We start from the raw sequence: 16,812 nt of genomic DNA, 5'->3' as shown, positions 1-16,812 counted from the left end.
CCTGCATTGCGGGTGGTGAATCCGTGCGCGAAGATCCGCGTCAGGTTTTCCTCCGGGATGCCCTCACCCTCATCCCTGACGGATACCCGCAAACTGGAGCCACTGACCACGTTCACACGCAGCGTGAGCCAGCGCAATCTGCCCGCCACGTTTTCCATGGCGTTCTTGGCGTTGCTGATCAGGTTCACCAGGATCTGCAGCACCCGCGCCCGGTCCAGCTGCAGCATCGGTACCTGCACGAACTCCTTCACCACGGTGATCCGATGGCGCGCGAGTGAGTCGCCGCGATTCTGTCGCATTAGCTGTTTTCGTAAATCTTGGTACACCATGGGTAGCGAAATTGTTGATCAGAAACACGGCCTGTAGTGGTCAATTTTTCAACTTTTTGCTTAATGCGATAGATCCCGCGCGCCTCGCCTCGTAGGTGACAAAAGCATCGCGGATGTTGTCCCGCATCGTTTCATCGTCCCAGGGCTTGGTGAAAAATTTGTAAATCGCGCCGTGGTTGACCGCGTCGGTGATCGATTCAAGGTCGGTATAGCCAGACAAGACGATGCGCACGGTATCCGGGTAAAGATCCTTCACCCGCGACAGAAATTCGGTGCCGTTCATTTCGGGCATGCGCTGATCGGAGACGACCACTTGCACCTCGTGCGTGGCGAGCAAGTCGAAGCCCACGTCCGCGGTATCGGCGGTCAGAATCTCGTAATTTTCACGGTGTAGCAGGCGTTTGAGCGCGGACAGAATGTTCGTCTCGTCATCAATGATCAACAGCGTCTTGCGCTCGCCCCGCGCCAGCGGCGGCAGCGTCAGTTTTTTTTGCATCGCCAGCAACTGCGCGCATTCGGCGGCGGGCAGCGGCCGGCTGAACAGATAGCCCTGCATTTCGTCGCAATGGTGGCGGCGCAGATAGTTCATCTGGCCTTCAGTTTCGACGCCTTCCGCAATCACCTTCAATTTCAAGTTATGCGCCAGGTCGATGATGGAAATGCAGATGGATGCCGCGTTGGGGTCGCTTGTGATGTCGCGCACGAAACTCTGGTCAATCTTCAGGTAATCGATCGGAAAGCGCCTCAGATAGCTGAGCGAGGAATAACCGGTGCCAAAGTCGTCGATCGATATCTTCAGATCCATATCGCGGATTGCGTTGAGCTTCTGGATGCTAGCCTCGACGTCCATCATGAGAATGCTCTCGGTGAGTTCGAGGTCCAGGCCAAGTTGCCTGCGGTAGCCGTGATGGTTTGTCAGCGCGCGTTCCAGCGTTTGCACAAAATCCTTGCGTCGCAGTTGCATGGCCGAAACGTTGACCGCCACGCGTGGCGGCTTCAGCCCTCGGGCCTGCCAGTCCGTGATATCGGCAATCGCCTTCTCCAGGACCCAGCGGCCAACCTCAACGATCATGCCGGTCTCCTCAAGGAGGGGAATGAACTCGTTGGGTGGCACCAGTCCGGACTTCGGGTCGTTCCAGCGGATCAACGCCTCCAGGCCAACCACACTACCGTCGAACAAGCTCACCTTGGGCTGGTAATAGAGCACGAACTCGTCCCGCTCCAGCGCCCGGTGCAACTTGTTTTCGAGCAACAGCTGCTGCGCAACTCGTGCGTTCATGCGCGGCGCATAGAACATGTAGCGTTCCTCGCCCGTACGCGCCAATTGCAATGCTGTCTCGGCGTTGGCGAACAGCGTTTCGACATTACTGCCGTCGCCAGGGAAAAGAGCGACCCCGGTGAGAAAGGTCAGGTGCAACTCCTTGCCGTCGACCGTGAAAGGCTGGCTGAGACAGGGAAGGAGGGTGTCGTCGAGCAGGTGCGCGACGTCGGTCGCATCCCGGAGTTCGCCCAAGATGGCGGCGAAATGGGCATTACCAAGGCGGGCAAGGCGGTCGGAGTTGCCCATTGCCTCGGTCAGACGGCCGGCCACGCGCTTGAGCAGGACGTCACCCACATGGCGGCCGAGCGTATCGTTAATGTTCTTGAAACGCTCGATATCAATCAGCAGCAACCCGACTTGGGTGCGTTCGCCCGTGGCGCGATGATGGTCCTGTAGCAACTGGTTGAGCCGGTCCTGGATCAGGCTGCGGTTGGCTAGGCCAGTCAGTGCGTCATAGTAGGCCAGGTAATCGAGTTGCTCGGCCTTGCCAATGTATTCGAGCGCGAAGGCGATGTCGCCGGCCATTTCCTTGAGCAGGTCAAGTTCCATCTCTGAGGCAAAGAAATCGGGCTCCGCCGCGCAGAGTACCAGTACGCCGGCCATGCCGCCGCCGACCCGCAAGGGGAAGACGGCCTGCGAACGACAGCCGCGCGACACCGCGTCGGGCGGGAAGAATTCGCCGCCCTGCGCTGCCATGTCGTTGCAAATGGCAACGCTGCGTGTGCGCACGGACTGGCCGAACCATCCCGCATTGGCGTCGAGCGTATCGCGCTGGGCGACGGTGAACTGATCTTCGCAATCACCATACGCGTCGTCGTCGCTCTTCCAGGCCATTGGCCGCAGCCGTGTGCCATTGGCCTCGACCACGCCGATCCAGGCGACCCGGAATTTCCCCAGTTCGACCGCGATCCGGCAGGCCTCCGTGAACAGCTCAATCCGGTCGTGTCCGCGCACGATGGCGGAATTGATGCCGCTCAGCACGGCGTAGACCCGGTTCAGACCGGCGACTTTCTGTTCGGCCTTAATGCGCTCCATGATTTCAGCCTGCAGCGCGGCCGTACGCATGGCCACAAGGCTTTCCAGGTGCTCATGGAGCTGCGAGCGCTGAATGGCGACGGCCAGCTGACTGGCCACCGCATCGAGCGTGCGCAGGGTGTCCCTGGACAGGGCACCGCTTTCGGCGCCGAGCAGGTTCAAGATGCCAAGGCTTTGTTCGCCGACCTTCAACGGCAGGCGCATGGCATGACTGGAGTTGCCAGCCATCGTGGAAGCCGCCGGGCCGGTCTTCCCGAAGGTCCGCATTGTGGCTTGGCCCTCGTCGAGGTCAATCCAGCCGGTTCGAAATTCCGGCAGTTCGAGGACGCCCAGCAGGGCGCGCTCGCAGACCTCGGGTTCGCTGCCCCCGCGGTTCAAGTCAGCGGCAATACGGTACAGCATGCGCAGCGTCCGGTTCGCCAGCGCGATCTCGCGCTGCTGCGCCTTCAGCTCATCGTTCATGTGCACCGCTTCCTCGTAGGTCGAGATCAGCATATCGACGATCTGCTCGCGCCCCGAGGCGATGAAGTGCTTCTGGCCGCCCATGTAGATTTCCATGCCCATCTGGACGCGGCTGGTCTTGCGCAGTTCGAGGTTGAGCAGGATATATTCGACTCGCGCCAGCAGGGTTTTTTGATCGTAGGGCTTGCGGATGAAGTTGTCGGCGCCGCATTCGAGGCTCTTCGCAATATCCTGGATGCCCGACAGCGAGGTCACCATCACTACCGGGATCTGCTTCAGCGCTGGATCGGCCTTGAGCGCCGCGCAAAGTTCATAGCCGTCCATCTCGGGCATCACGATGTCGGTGATGATCAGTGTTGGCCGGCTCTCTTTGACTGCGGCCAGCGCCAGCCAGCCGTTGACGGCGACGCGCACGTGGTGGTTCTCGCGTTCGAGGAGGAAGCGCAATTCCTCGGCCTGCGTCGGGCTGTCCTCGACGATCAGGATATCGACGCCCTCCCGGGGGCGGATTTTTTCGTTGTTCATGGCTTTCCTCCTGACTGATTTTTTATATCGGCAATGGTTTTACCATTGCCAGGTTTCATGAATAAGTCGCCGAGCACGACGGCGATCTTGTCGGGCGAAAGGGCGTAGCATGCCGCGTCAAGACGAATGGCCTCGCCTGGCATGCCGAAAACCACGGAAGATTCACGGTCTTGTGCAATGGTTAACGCGCCGGCCGCGCGCATTGCCTTGAGTTCCAGCGCGCCATCGCGTCCCATGCCGGTGAGCAGAACGCCGACCGCGCCCGCACCATGCACGGCGGTGACCGAACGGAAGAGCGCGGCAACGGAGGGACGCACGCTGTGTTCGGCCGGCGCATCGACCAGTTCGATGCTTCCGTTGGCGCGCAGCTGCAGATGGCGCCCGCTGGGCGCGACGTAGGCCAGGCCGGGCTGCGGCCACTCGCCTGCGACAGCGACGCGCACGCCGTAGTGGGTGGTGCTGGCCAGCCAGTCGACAAAGCCATCGACGAAGCTGTCGGAGATATGCTGGACGATCAGGATCGGCACCGGCAAGGGCTTGGCCAGTCCTGCCAGCAGTGTCTGCAGGGCGATCGGTCCACCGGTCGAGGCACCGATCGCCACCAGTTTGACCGTCGGTAGCGGCGCGACGAGCGGTGGCGCGGCGGGCCGCGCCACAACAGCGGCGCGGCACGGCCAGCGCTTGACGACCTGGACCTCGGACATTAGCTTGACCATCTGCACCAGCTCCTGCGCGCTCGCCGCGAAGTCCGGCTCGTCAGGACCGGTGGGCTTAGTCAGCACGGCCAGTGCGCCGGCTTCGACGGCGCGGAAATTGGCTGCGACCTCCTTCGGATCGGTGGTTGCCGTTGCCATCACGATGCGTGTCGGCGCGCTTTCCATGATCCGGCGCGTCGCCGTGAAACCGTCGAGCAGGGGCAAGTGGATGTCCATCACGATGACGTCGGGGCGCAGGCGCTGCGCCGCAGTGATTGCCTCCTCGCCGTCGACGGCGACGCCGATCACCTGCAGTTGCGGATCACTGTTGAGGATATGCACCAATAACTCGCGTACCACCGCCGAATGGTCAACGACAAGGACCCGGATCGGCGCCCCTGGCGCAACGCCACTCAAATCAGTCTCCGGATTACCTCGAGCAAATTGCTCTGGTCGAAACTGCTTTTGACGATGTAGGCGTTGGCGCCGACGTCGATGCCGCGTTCCTTGTGTTCGCGCGATTCAAGTGCGGTGACCAGCACCAGTGGCAACTCGGCCAGCTTCTTGTCCTGGCGGATGCGCGCTGTTAGCTCGAAGCCGTCCATGCGCGGCATTTCGACGTCGGATATGACCAGGTCAAAATGCCCGGTGCGCAGCAAGGTCAGGGCATCGACACCATCGACCGCAGTGTTCACGGCGTAGCCCGACGATTCGAGAATGTTCTTGAGCAGGGCGCGCGAGGTGATCGAGTCCTCGACCACCAGCAGGGACTGGCGCGCAGCGATGGCGCGGGGCGCCGCCACCGCCGCGCGCGGCCCAACGCGCAGCGCTGACTTGAACAGATCGGGCACGCCGAGAATGGGCACCAGCGTGCCGGCCCCCAGCACAGTTGCACCGGCGATGTTGCGCACGCGCCGCAGTTGCGGCCCCAGGCCCTTGACCAGCACCTCTTGGTCGCCGAGCACGGCGTCAACGACAAAGGCGATCCGCTTGCCGGCGCTGGCCAGCACGGCCACCGACAGGTGCTCGGCCGTCATACCGGTGGGCGCTGTCGGCAGACCGAGCACGTCGGACAGTCTGGCCAGGGCCACGGCCTCACCGGCGAGCTCAATTGCTTCGCGGTTCTCGACCGTTCTGACCGAGGTGACCGGGACGCGTGCCACGCACTCGACGCTGCGCGAGGGCAGGACAAACTGGCGCTCGCCAAGCGCCACCACCAAGCCGCGAAAGTTCGCCAACGTGGTCGGCAAGATAATGCGGAATGCCGTTCCACCAGCCTCGGGCAGTTCGATCACGACGCTGCCACCGAGCTTCTCGACCTTTTCGCGCACGATGGCGAGCCCGAGGCCGCGGCCTGAAATATCGGTCAAGATCGCGCTGGTCGACAGGCCTGATTCGAAAGCCAGCGCCAGCAGATCCTGGCGTCCGAGGTGCGCGGTGGCTTCGGGCGTGATCAAGCCGAGCTTGAGCGCGGCGGACTTGACCTGGTGGAGGTCGATGCCTGCACCGTCGTCGCTCAGCAGCAGCTCGACTTGGTTTGCGTCCTGCGGCGTGATGACGAGGGTCAGGTGGCCCTGGCGCGACTTGCCGCGCCGGACCCGCTCGTCCGGCGGCTCAATGCCGTGGTCGATCGCATTGCGCACCAGATGGATCAGCGGGTCCTTCATCTGTTCGAGGATGCGGCGATCGACCTCTATCACGGCGCCTTCCAGCTGCAACTCAACCTCCTTGCCGCTGTCGCGCGCCAGGTCACGCACCAGCTTGGGCAACAATTCGAGCAGCGCGGCAAACGGTTGCATCAAGACTCGCTTCATGTCCTCTTGCAGGCTGTCGACGATACCGCCCAGCAACCGGCGTTCCCGTTCGGCCGTGCGTTGCAGACCGCTGAGCCGCTCATGCAGCGATTTGGCGACCAGTTCGTCGCGCTCGACGGCATCGTACAGCCGGGCAACACCCGGCGGCAGCGCTTCGCCATGCGCGCCGTTGCCGATCCGTTCGCGTACGCGACGCAAGGCGCCGACCTCGCGCGCGCTCTTGGCGCAGGCTTTTTTCCAGTCGCTCACCTCGGTTTGGAGGGTGCGCAATTCACCGGCCAGATGGCCGGCGCTGAACTTGAAGGCGAGCAGCTCTTCGGCCTGAACCAGCAGCGTCGTCAGCTTGGCGGTAGAGATGCGCACGGTCTCGCTGGTTTCCGGTGCGAGTGAAGCCAAACGTTCGAAGCGCTCGACCGGATGTACTTGGGCCGGCGGCAGCGCCGGTGTTGCTGGCAACGCTACGGCGGCCTCGCTGGTCAGCAAGTGAGCCAGCGCGTCAATTCGGCGATCCAGCGTTTGCAGCAGTGCCGGCGAGAGCGCGATGTCCTTCCGTTTCAGGGCTGCTAGCTGGCTCTCCAGCTCGGCGCAGGCCGCTTCGGCCTCGCTCAGACCGACCGAGCGAGCCGCGCCTTTTAGGCTGTGTGCTTCTCGGAACAGGGTTTCGACCAGCTGCGGCAGGCGCTCGGCCGGTGTCGGCTGTTCGAGTTCGAGCACCAGCGCAGCCATCGCCTGCAGGTGCTCTTCGGCCTCGATCCGGAAGGTTACCAACAAGTGCTTGATAAATTTTTCGTTATTCAGAGGCATGGTGTGATCTATCCCGCATCAGTGTTTATTTCCCAGGCGACCGGGTTAACTATTGCCGGTACTTTCCCAGTAACTGCTTGAGATTGAGCCCCAGTTGGTGCAGATTGTTCGCCACGGCCTCGCTCTGGCGCGCGCTCGACACGTTCTGGCTGGTCGCTTCCTGGATGCTGCGCATGGCCAGCGCCACCTGGTCGGTGCCGGCCTGCTGCTGCTGGGCCGAGGCGGCGATGTGCGTCGCCGCCTGCACCGCCTGCTCCATGCTCTGGGCCAACGCGCGGATCGCCGCGCCGGCCTCGGCCGACAGTTTCACCCCGGTTTCAACGGCCTTGCTGCCCTGCTCGGAGGCCAGTACCGCTTTCGTCGTGGCCTTCTGGATATCGCCCAGGATGGTGCGGACCTGGGCCGTGGCCTGGCGCGACTGCTCGGCCAGGCTTTTCACCTCCTGCGCCACCACCGCGAAGCCCTTGCCCTGCTCGCCGACCTTGGCCGCCTCGATGGCGGCATTCACCGCCAGCATGTTGGATTGCTCGGCCAGTTCATTAGTGGTGGCGATGATTTCACCGATCGCCAGCCCTTGCTCCGACAGGCGCACGATGCTCTCCACCATCAGTTCCATTTGCTCCTGGATGCGTTCCATTGCCTCGATCGACTGCTCCACCGCGCTGCGCCCGGACTGCGACACCTGCGCCGTGCGCTGGGTGCTTTCGGCCACTTCGGAGGCTTTCTTCGCCGCCGTCTGCGCGGTTTGCTTCACTTCCTCCACCGTCACGCCGGTCTGTCGCACCGCCGCCGCCGATTCTTCCGAGGCGGCCGTCACTTGGGTCGCCGAGGCCAGGATATCGGCCGTCGAGCTGGCCAGCACCTCCGCCACCTCGCCGATCTGGCGCGTCATTTCCCGCAGGCTGGTCAGCATCCGGCCGAAGCTGTCCAGCAGCACGCCGATCTCGTCGGTTCGATCAGCTTCAGTTGACAGGGTCACGGTCAAATCGCCGTCGGCTATCCGGCGGGCCACGTTCGCCATGTCCCGGATCGGATCGGCAATGAGGCCTTGCATGCGCCGCGCCGCCGGCAGGGTCAGACCGAGGGAGCCCAAGGTCAGCAGCAGCAGGACGCCAACGTAGCGCAGCAAACGAGTGGCTAGCGCTTCCGGCGCGGCGCGCAGAAAGACCGTCCCCAGCTCCCGCTGGCCCTGCTTGACCGGCCAGTACACAAGTAAATCGTCGCCTTCGACACGCTGACCCCGTGCTTCGCTGCGGCCTGGCGCTGTTCGCGGCTGGTCGCCGGGACGAGAATAGCCGGCGACGCGCTCGCCTGTGCTGCCGTAGACAGCGGCGGCGACGATCTCGGGATTGGCGCCGAGAGCATTCAGGTACTCCTGTGACGTCTTGGGGTCGTTGAACTCCAGGGCGGCGGACACACTGGCCGCGAGAATCTCGGCTTGCACCGAGATCTCCCGCAGCTTCTGAGGCCGGTAGCTCAAGTTCTCGTAGGCGATGGCGGTGGCGCCGGCCAGGATCAGGGCGATGGTGGCGGGCAGCATCGAGACCAGCATCAGTTTGCGGGCCAGGGGAAGGTCGCGGAGGGAGCGCATGCGGAAGTTTTCCTAAGGCTGGCCCAGCGGGCGGAGATTGAGGGCCAGTTTGAGGAGCTTGGAACTAATGCCGAGCCCGCTGCGGGTGGCGGCCGCCTCGTCGATGTCGAAACGGACCCGGTTGTCCCGCATGACGAAATCGATGATGCCGGCCGACCCGCCGGACTCATGGCGATCGGTTACGGTTAATACCGCGCTGCCGCGTACCGCCGCGAGGAACTGCGCACGCTGGGGATCGGCGCCGCCGGCAAACAGGATCTGGCAATCGGCATCGCGCCCCACGCTCTTGAGCCGGCGTACCAGCACCGGCCGGCCGGCGATGCGTTGATCGCGCACCGCGCTGTCAAGGCTGGCGCCGAAGGGATCGTCGCCGGCGATGCACAGGGCGAGGGGACTATCCGGGGCGCTGAAGGCCTTGGCCGGCCAGTCCACATAAGCAGCGAACTTGTAAAGATAGGTCGCCTTGACGGCATATTCAAGCGAGTCGCCTTCGGCCGCCAGCACCGGGCCAGGCAGCAGCAGGACGAGGACGGCCCAACGCACGGCGCGTCCAAGCGACGACAGGGCAGCCGCGAGGCGGAGGGGGGTCAGAAGTTCCATTGCAGTTTCGCCTGAAGGCTGCGGCCCAGGAATTCGCCACCCGCCGAACTGGCGAATTCCTGGTGGCGTTGGTCGAGCAGGTTGTTGCCGATGAGCGAGAGTTCGATACCCCGGGCGACAGTCCAGCCGATCCGCGCGTCGACGGCGACATAGCCAGGTACCGCCGGGTTGGGCAGCTCACCGATGGCGCGCAGGGACAGGTCCAGTTCCAGACCATGGCGCAGGTTGTGCGAGCTGCGCAGGAAAAGCTGGTGGGTGGGATCGTCGCCTGCCGCAGCCAGATTGGTGTCGCGGCTGTCGGGCGCGAAGCCCAGGCGCTTCCACAGATAGGTGTAGCCCGCCGTCAGGCGCCAGTCCGGGTTGACCTGAAGGCTGCCCCAGGTTTCCACCCCTTCCGTCTGGCCACGCATGCCGTTGGCAATGACGAAGGGAAAGCCGCCGCCGGGCGCCGGCTCCAGGCTGCGCAGCCGGTCGTAGTCGTGATGGAACGCGGTGACCGAGTAGGACAGATTGGTGGCCTGCGCCCGGTAGCCGAGCTCATAGGCCGTGAGCTTTTCCGACTGGAAATCAGGCCCGCCGGCGAGCCTGACGGGCGGCGAGGGCGGCCCGGGTACAAAGAAGTCACGGTCGATCCGCGACGGCGTGCGCGCGGCCCGTGAAACGGCGCCCCAGAGCAGGGCGTTGGGGTTCAACTGCCAGGCCAGCCGCGCGTCGGGCATGAATTCCAGGCCGGTGTAGCTGTTGTGTTCGAGTTTGGCGCCGAGGGTCAGCTTCCATGCAGGGTTGAGGGCGATGCTGTCCTGCACAAAGATATTGGTTAGCTGCAGATCGCGCTGGGCCGGCAGGAAGGCCACGCCCGGGATGTTGCTAACGTCGTCGTGCATGAGTCGGTAGCCGCCGCCCCAGACGATGTCCTGGCGCGCGCCCCAGCGCAGGTGATGCTGCAGGTCCAGATCCCAGGTCTCCAGCACTTCGCCCAAGGAGCCGGGAGCCTGGCGCCGGGTGCGGTCGTAATAGGTCTGGACCTGGACGTTGCCGTCGTCGGCCAGCCGGCGGTTCCAGCGCCCGAGCAGGTTGAAGCCACCCATGCTGACGTCGGGACTGGCGCCCTGCCTGATGGCCCCGTCGTAGCCATCCCCCTGCACGGTCAGGGTATCCGCGTCGCGGCCCCAGTCGAAGCGAAAACCGGCCAGGGTATTGCGCCAGCCATCACGGGCATCGGCACCGCTCGGCGTGAAGGTCTCGTCACGCTCGAAACTCTTGGCATAGATGCGCAGGCTGGCGTCGTCGGCCAGGCGCACACCACGACGCGCGGTAACTTGGCGTTCGGTGTTGCCGGCCTCGGCCTGGAGCTGGGTGCCGATGCTGTCCTGGGCCCGGCGGGTGATGACATTGATCACGCCGTTCACCGCATTCGAGCCCCACAGCGTGCCGCCGGGACCGCTCACCACCTCGATGCGTTCGATGTCCGCCAGCAAGGTGTCCTGCACGTCCCAGAAGACGCCGGAAAAGAGTGGGGTATAGACGCTGCGGCCATCGATTAGCACTTGCAATTTATTGGCGATGGTGCCGTTGAAGCCGCGAGCGGTGATCGCGTAGCGGCTCGCGTCCAGCCGCGCGACCTGGAGATTGGGCGCCAGGCGCAGGACTTCGGGCAAGCTGCTGGCACCGGAGCGGCGGATGTCCTCGCGGCTGATGACATAGATGGCGGCGGCGGCTTGGCGCAAGGACTCGGGCCGCCGCGAGACCGAGGAAATTTCGATCTCGGACAATTCCTCGATGGAAAAGCGCGCCAATTCCTCCAGCGAGGGCGGCGCACCGTCCGCCGCCCGGGCCAGCAGCGGTAACAGGCACGCCAACCCGGCTGCGACAGATGCCACTCTCTTCATTGCTTTTACTCTTATTCTTGATCGCATGCTTGTTTCGTTTGTGGGATCAATGCCTTACGCAGGTCGGCATGGTTTATTGGAAAGCCCTATCAGATGGCCATCTTCCATTGCAATTTCGGATAACCCAATTATTGGCAGCCTGGTTCCAGCTTGTCAAATGGTGTGATCCTTGATCAGCAACAGCCAGTTCATATTGCCCTCCTTTTGTTCACAGTTTGTAGCGTCCGACCAACGCCTGCAATTTCTGCCCCAGCCCGTGCAGGTTGTGCGCCGCCGTCTCGGACTGGCGTGTGCTGTCGAGGTTCTGCGACGTTGCCAACTTGATGTTCTCGGTTGCCAGCGCCAACTGGTCCATGCCGGCCAGTTGCTGCTGCGCCGACACGGCGATCTGATTGGCGGCCTGCGCGCTCTCGGCCATGCTCTCGGTCAGTTGCCGGATCGCTTCTCCGGCGTCCTTTGACAGCCGTACCCCGACCTCGACCGCCTTCGCGCCCTGCTCGGTCGCCAGTACCGCGCCACTGGTGGCCTTCTGGATGTCGCCGAGGATGGAGCGCACCTGACCGGTCGCCTGCTTCGACTGCTCGGCGAGGCTCTTTACTTCCTGCGCCACCACCGCGAAACCCTTGCCCTGCTCGCCGGCCTTCGCCGCTTCGATGGCGGCATTGACCGCCAGCAGGTTCGACTGTTCCGAGAGGTCGTTGACCGTCGCGATGATTTCGCCAATCGACTGGCTCTGCTCCGACAAACGCACGATGCTGTCAGCAATTTGCTCCATCTGCTCGCGGATGCGCTGCATCGCTTCGGTCGACTCCTCGACCGCCTTCCTGCCGCTCTGCGACACCTGAGCCGACTGCTGTGCCGCTGTCGCCACCGTCTTCGCTTTCTGGCTCGATAGAGTGGCCGTCTGCTTGACCTCCTCGACCGTCGTCGCCGTTTCGCTCATCGCCGAGGCCGTCTCGGCCGCGCCAGCCGCCATCTGCGTCGTGCCGGCCAGGATTTGGCTTGTCGACGCGGCCAGTACATTCACCCCTTCTCCAATTTCATGGTTCATGTCGCGCAGGCTGCGTACCATGGTCGCGAAGGCCACACCCAGCATGTCTTTTTCTGAAACCACGGCCACCTGCATGCTCAGGTCACCGTCCGCGATCCGTTGCGCCAGCGTCACCTTGTCCTGCAAGGACGCGGCCATCTGGTTGAACTGCTCTTCAAGCACACCGATCTCGTCGCGCCGGTAAGCGCCGGTCGCTTTGACGGAGATATCGCCGGCAGCGATGCGCATGGCCTGCCCGGTAAGCTCGTTGAGCGGCCTGGCGATATGCCGGCTCAGGAACAAGCCGGCTCCGCCCGCCAGGCCGGTAGCGCAGATAATGCCCATGATGATCGTGGTTACGGCGTTTTGCGCGCTGGCCCTGGCTTCTTCGTCGCGCCTTATCAACAACTCCTGTTCCTGGTCTTCCATCTGCCGTATGACGGCCCGCAATTCGTCCATGGCCTTCTTGCCCTTGTCCGAAATAACGACCCGCCGCGCCGCCTCGAATCCTTTGCCGCGACGCAGGTCTATCGTGTCCTTGAGTTCTTCCAATTTCGCCGCGACCAGCGGCGCCATAAGCTCCAGCCGCCGTTGCTGGGCTGGATTATCTGCGGTCAGTTCCTTGAGTCCGCGCAGGGCCTTGTCAACATTTCGTATCGCCGCCAGGTAGGGTTCGAGATAACGATCCTCGCCGCTGATAAGATATCCGCGCTGGCCGGTTTCGGCGTCTTGCAAGACGGACAGCAAGTCCTCCCCTTTTGCCAACACCTTGTGCGTATGCACCACCCATTGCGCGGTGTCGGTAAGTTTCGTCGTGCTCTGGTAGGCAGTGATGCCGACAACGAGCATTACCAGCATGATCGAAACGAATGCCACCCAAAGTTTCATACCAATCGAAGATTTCATGACGCGATTCCCTTTTTTTTTATTCGATTGCATCCGTCAATTGCTTAAGCTTCGAGCGCAGCTCCGTCCTGCTGCGTGCTTGCCGCGTGTCGACAGGTTGAGTAGCCAGTTCATGCTTTTCCCTTCTCTTGAACGGATCGAAGCTTCATCCCATGCCCGCTTCGCTCACCACGATGGCCGGGTCGGCCAGCAATTTGCGACCGTCGAGCACCACGTCGCGCTGCCGCGTGATGCCCAGCAGGTAGTCGGCCCGAATCTCGGTCAGCGTCGCCAGCGGTGGCTGCAAGTCAGCCAGCAGCAGGCGGCGCACGCCGATGACCACATCGGCGAGGATGGCGAACTGCATAGTCCCATCGCTCAGGACGATGGCCTTGTCGAGGTCGGATAGCCCCTTGTCTGGCAAGTCGAAAAACTTCTTGAGATCGAGCACCGAGATGATTTGCCCGCGCAGGTGGATGATGCCGAGGACGAAAGCCGGCAAACCGGGCAGCGGTGTCAGTTCGCGCAAGGGCGCGACCTCGCGCACCCAGATCGACTCGATCGCGTAGTGTTCCTGGGCAAGGACGAATTCCAGCACTTCGCTGCTTGCGCCGGGCGCCGCCGGTGCTTCAAGCGCCAGCGCGCGCGCGCGGCTACGCAAAGTCTCGTGCTGCAGTTCGGGCGACGGTGTGAACTGATCCGCCAGGCCCCGTTCGACGTCGGCCAGCCGGCCGCGCACGCTGTCCCAATCGATAGCCTTCATGACAGCCCCTCGCTGGCGTCGATGATTTCACCCAGGCGGCCCGCGCTCAGCCCTTCGGCATCGGGCAGCGTGGCACCGGAGGGCAATTGCCGCAACAGTTTGCGCGCGTGGGTGAAGTGTCTGTGCGCCAGAGTTGGATTGTCGAGCCTCCGGTACAGGTTGCCGAGCGCGTAATGCGCGAGGATGAAGTTCTGATCGAGGTAGAGCGCCTGCTTGAGCGCCGTCACGGCGGGCGCCGCCAGACCTTGCTCGTCGAGTACCGAGGCTAGCAGGTAACGCAGGCTCGGATTGACCTTGTCGGCCGCCACCGCCGCTTCGCACCAGCGGTGGGCGTCGGCCAGCCGGCCCTGGTTGGCGCTGGCGCGCGCCAGCAGGGCGAGCGCCAGCGGGTCGCCGCCGGCCTGCTCGACAAGCAGCGCCGCCACGCGCTCGTAGTCGCCCTGCGCGTAGGCGGCCAGCGCCGCATCGTACGGAGGCGTCTCGGGCAGCGGCAGCCGCGGCGGCGCGGTGGCCACGACGTGCGCCGGGGCGGCTTCCGCCCGGACGACCGGCGGTGCAGGCGGACTGGACGGGGCCTCGGTCTTACGGTAAACGATGGCATCGGGGAATGGCTGCGTGGTGAACTGCGGAAAGATCGTCGCGCTGGTCTCGGTCGGGCTGACGATCAGGTAGCCGCCATCGACCAGCGAGCGGTGCAGCTTGCGCGCTACCGCAGCGGCGGCGGACGCTTCGAAATACATCAGGACATTGCGGCACAGGATGATGTCGACGTCGTTGGTGTTATTGATGACCGACGGGTAGGCGTCCTCGGCGAGGTTCAAGTAATCGAAATTCACCAGCCTCTTGAAGCGCGGCACCAGGGCGTAGCGGTCAGCCTTGGGCGTTTCGAAGCATTGCGCCTTTAGCCACGCCGGGGCGGCGCGGAACGACCATTCGCTGTAAAGGCCGTGCTTCGCCTTTGCGAGGAAGTCTGGGTTGATATCGGTACCGAGGATGCTGAGGCTCCAGTCGGCGAGGTCGGGAATCAGACGGGTGAGCAGGATCGCCAGCGAATAAGGCTCCTCGCCGGTGCAGCAGCCGGCGCTCCAGATGCGTAGCTGGCGACCTGCGGTGCGACGGGCGGCGATCAGCGGCGGGAGGATTTCCTTTTCGAGCGCCGCAAAAATAGCCGGTTCGCGGAAAAAATAGGTTTCGCCGACCGACAGCTGGCTGGCCAGGATTTCGACCTGCTGGCGACTGAGTTCGGAACTCATCAGCCAGCGCAGGCAGGGCTCAGGCGTCGAGAACCCGAATGCTGGCGCGGCGCGCGCCAGGCCGTGCAACATGTCGGGCCAGCGTCCCGGCGGGAAATACAGCCCAATGCGCTGCGCCAAGAAATCACTGAAGGCCTGCAGCAGCGGTTCGGCAGGTGCTTGAGTCGTCATGGCGCCTCCGCCGGGCTGTCGGCGGCAAGCGCCTGATCGAGCGATTGCGCTTCGTCGAGCGACAAGAAGCTGTCGAGGTCGTGGATCAGGACCATGCCGTCGGCCAGCTTGGCGATGCCCTGCACGTAGTCACTGCCGGGCACCGCCTGCGCATTGCATTCGGCGACGCCGCTCACCGCGTCAACGATCATTGCCAGGGTCCGGGTGGCGCTGCGAGCGATCAGCAACTGGTCGCCGAGTTGCGTGTTTCTTTCGGGCAGACCGAAGCGGCGACGAAGATTTATCACCGGCACGAGACGGCCCCGCACATTGACGATGCCGCAGACAATCGCCGGTGTCTTTGGCAGGGGCGTCACCTCGACTATCCGGACGGCGCGTTCAACACGCTCAAGCGGCAGCGCGTAGCGTTCCTGGTCGAGCGCGAAGATGACGATGGTCGGCATGATTCGTGCTCAACGGGCCGACCGCGACCTCGTTTGTGGATTCAAAGCGAGGGGAACTGCAACGCAGCGCAAAGCCAATGTAAAAACGCCATGCTACTCCCTGAATTTTGTTCTTGACCGAGAATCCCGCCTTCGCGAGTTGGACGGATGATAGTCGGTTTTATTCATTAAGGACTGGCGGTGGCGAAGAAGTTCGTTGGCGCTCATCTGATCAGCATGCTTCATAGAACTGATATGCTGCGAACGGGCTGCCAATGGAAGGCCTTGCCCAAGGAGCGATTTGGCAGTGCCAGCGCGGTCCACAAGCGCTTCCTGGAATGGGAGGCCGCTGGTGTGTTCGAGGCCATCTGGCAAGCGGGGCTTGCCGAATACGATCAGATGGAAGGTATCGCATGGAGATGGCAAAGCATTGACGGCGCCATGTTCAAGGCGCCTCTGGCGCAAGAGGCAGTCGGACCCAACCCGACTGATCGGGGGAAAAAAAGGCAGCAAGCGGCATCTGTTGGTGGACGGCCGTGGCGTCCCGTTGTCCCTCGTCGTGACCGGGGCCAACCAGCATGACGTCACGCAGTTGGAGCAAGTGCTGAGCACCATCATGGTCAAACGCAAGACCCCGAGCAAGCGGCGCAGCAAACATCTGTGTGCCGACGCCGGATATCGAGGTCGGCGTGCATTGGAGATCATCGAGTCGCATGGCTACATTCCTCATGTCCTCGGTCGTCGCACAGAAGCCGATGCCAAGCGGCGTGACCCGACCAAGAAGGCGCGGCGCTGGGTGGTCGAGGTCTGCCATAGCTGGTTCAACCGATTCCGAAAGTTGCTGGTGCGATACGAGAAGCTGGAGCGAAGCTTTGTCGCGCTCAACCATATCGCCGCTGCCATCATCGCGCTGCGCAAGGTGAAGTTGACGGTTAACATAATAAAGATCTTTCCTAATTCCAGTGGTGTTGGTAGTTCGACAAGTGCCGATTGAACGTACCCGCGACTTTTGAAAAATTCCTCTCCGGTCGGCTTACGTGATACGTAGCGTACGCCTGGACACTGCCGGGCAGTGAGCGCAACGGCTGTTCCGTGCAAATAACCATCCTCCGGCAAAGCCGGAGGTTTTCATAAATGTGAGCCGCTCAAAGCGGCTAAACAGGGACGCTTACGCGGCCCCTACTCTTTGAGCCACCGAAACGGTGGCAACTTATCTCCACAGC

The 16,812-nt window shown here is 63.2% G+C and carries 12 protein-coding genes and 1 pseudogene; 2 read left to right on the top strand and 11 right to left on the bottom strand.

Annotated features, from left to right (window positions below; genetic code table 11):
• The 11 genes from C5P05_RS15700 to C5P05_RS15650 all read right to left on the bottom strand — a co-directional run.
• Positions 1–299, bottom strand: a 299-nt coding sequence (locus C5P05_RS15700) for an ATP-binding protein (protein WP_232834523.1), incomplete at its 3' end; no start/stop codon positions are given.
• Between the two features lie 70 nt (positions 300–369).
• A complete protein-coding gene (locus tag C5P05_RS15695; RefSeq protein WP_114970787.1) occupies positions 370–3,672 on the bottom strand; it encodes an EAL domain-containing protein in 3,303 nt (1,100 codons plus the stop codon).
• Positions 3,669–4,784 carry a chemotaxis-specific protein-glutamate methyltransferase CheB gene (cheB, locus tag C5P05_RS15690; protein WP_198674741.1) on the bottom strand — a complete coding sequence of 372 codons (1,116 nt, stop codon included), beginning with the start codon at positions 4,782–4,784 and terminating at the stop codon, positions 3,669–3,671. Before cheB ends, C5P05_RS15695 begins: the two co-directional genes overlap by 4 nt.
• Positions 4,781–6,985, bottom strand: a complete 2,205-nt coding sequence (locus tag C5P05_RS15685) for a hybrid sensor histidine kinase/response regulator (protein WP_114970786.1) — start codon at positions 6,983–6,985, stop codon at positions 4,781–4,783. The genes cheB and C5P05_RS15685 overlap by 4 nt, the downstream gene beginning before the upstream one ends.
• Positions 6,986–7,034: 49 nt before the next feature.
• Positions 7,035–8,576: a methyl-accepting chemotaxis protein gene (locus tag C5P05_RS15680; RefSeq protein ID WP_114970785.1), complete on the bottom strand. Its 1,542-nt coding sequence runs from the start codon at positions 8,574–8,576 to the stop codon at positions 7,035–7,037.
• A gap of 12 nt (positions 8,577–8,588) precedes the next feature.
• Positions 8,589–9,176: a YfiR family protein gene (locus tag C5P05_RS15675; RefSeq protein WP_114970784.1), complete on the bottom strand. Its 588-nt coding sequence runs from the start codon at positions 9,174–9,176 to the stop codon at positions 8,589–8,591.
• Positions 9,164–11,056 carry a TonB-dependent receptor plug domain-containing protein gene (locus tag C5P05_RS15670; RefSeq protein WP_232834522.1) on the bottom strand — a complete coding sequence of 631 codons (1,893 nt, stop codon included), beginning with the start codon at positions 11,054–11,056 and terminating at the stop codon, positions 9,164–9,166. Before C5P05_RS15670 ends, C5P05_RS15675 begins: the two co-directional genes overlap by 13 nt.
• A 217-nt stretch (positions 11,057–11,273) precedes the next feature.
• Positions 11,274–13,034, bottom strand: coding sequence for a methyl-accepting chemotaxis protein (locus tag C5P05_RS15665; RefSeq protein ID WP_232834521.1), 1,761 nt, complete (start codon positions 13,032–13,034; stop codon positions 11,274–11,276).
• Between the two features lie 112 nt (positions 13,035–13,146).
• On the bottom strand, positions 13,147–13,743 hold the full coding sequence (locus C5P05_RS15660) for a chemotaxis protein CheW (protein ID WP_114970783.1): 597 nt from the start codon (positions 13,741–13,743) through the stop codon (positions 13,147–13,149).
• Entirely contained in the window at positions 13,740–15,167 is a 1,428-nt protein-coding gene (locus tag C5P05_RS15655) for a CheR family methyltransferase (RefSeq protein WP_114970782.1), read from the bottom strand. The genes C5P05_RS15660 and C5P05_RS15655 overlap by 4 nt, the downstream gene beginning before the upstream one ends.
• Positions 15,164–15,610 carry a chemotaxis protein CheW gene (locus C5P05_RS15650; RefSeq protein WP_114970781.1) on the bottom strand — a complete coding sequence of 149 codons (447 nt, stop codon included), beginning with the start codon at positions 15,608–15,610 and terminating at the stop codon, positions 15,164–15,166. The genes C5P05_RS15655 and C5P05_RS15650 overlap by 4 nt, the downstream gene beginning before the upstream one ends.
• Before the next feature lie 216 nt (positions 15,611–15,826).
• Here C5P05_RS15650 and C5P05_RS34530 point away from each other — a divergent pair.
• Positions 15,827–15,907, top strand: a pseudogene (locus tag C5P05_RS34530) (hypothetical protein); the annotation flags it as partial.
• 64 nt (positions 15,908–15,971) lie between these two features.
• Positions 15,972–16,583, top strand: a complete 612-nt coding sequence (locus C5P05_RS15645) for an IS5 family transposase (protein ID WP_232834520.1) — start codon at positions 15,972–15,974, stop codon at positions 16,581–16,583.
• Positions 16,584–16,812: the final 229 nt, after the last annotated feature.

Origin of the sequence: Rhodoferax ferrireducens, assembly GCF_003347515.1 — a bacterium.
In the GTDB taxonomy this organism is placed as follows: Bacteria; Pseudomonadota; Gammaproteobacteria; order Burkholderiales; family Burkholderiaceae_C; genus Rhodoferax.
The sequence above is the reverse complement of the archived record's forward strand: the minus strand, read 5'-3'. Positions and strand labels throughout refer to the sequence as shown.

Excerpts from the sequence above, each read along its gene's own strand:
- C5P05_RS15675 (WP_114970784.1), bottom strand. The coding sequence starts at position 9,176 with ATGGAACTTCTGACCCCCCTCCGCCTCGCGGCTGCCCTGTCGTCGCTT.
- C5P05_RS15685 (WP_114970786.1), bottom strand. The coding sequence starts at position 6,985 with ATGCCTCTGAATAACGAAAAATTTATCAAGCACTTGTTGGTAACCTTC.
- C5P05_RS15660 (WP_114970783.1), bottom strand. The coding sequence starts at position 13,743 with ATGAAGGCTATCGATTGGGACAGCGTGCGCGGCCGGCTGGCCGACGTC.
- C5P05_RS15650 (WP_114970781.1), bottom strand. The coding sequence starts at position 15,610 with ATGCCGACCATCGTCATCTTCGCGCTCGACCAGGAACGCTACGCGCTG.
- C5P05_RS15680 (WP_114970785.1), bottom strand. The coding sequence starts at position 8,576 with ATGCGCTCCCTCCGCGACCTTCCCCTGGCCCGCAAACTGATGCTGGTC.
- C5P05_RS15655 (WP_114970782.1), bottom strand. The coding sequence starts at position 15,167 with ATGACGACTCAAGCACCTGCCGAACCGCTGCTGCAGGCCTTCAGTGAT.
- C5P05_RS15665 (WP_232834521.1), bottom strand. The coding sequence starts at position 13,034 with ATGCAATCGAATAAAAAAAAAGGGAATCGCGTCATGAAATCTTCGATT.
- C5P05_RS15695 (WP_114970787.1), bottom strand. The coding sequence starts at position 3,672 with ATGAACAACGAAAAAATCCGCCCCCGGGAGGGCGTCGATATCCTGATC.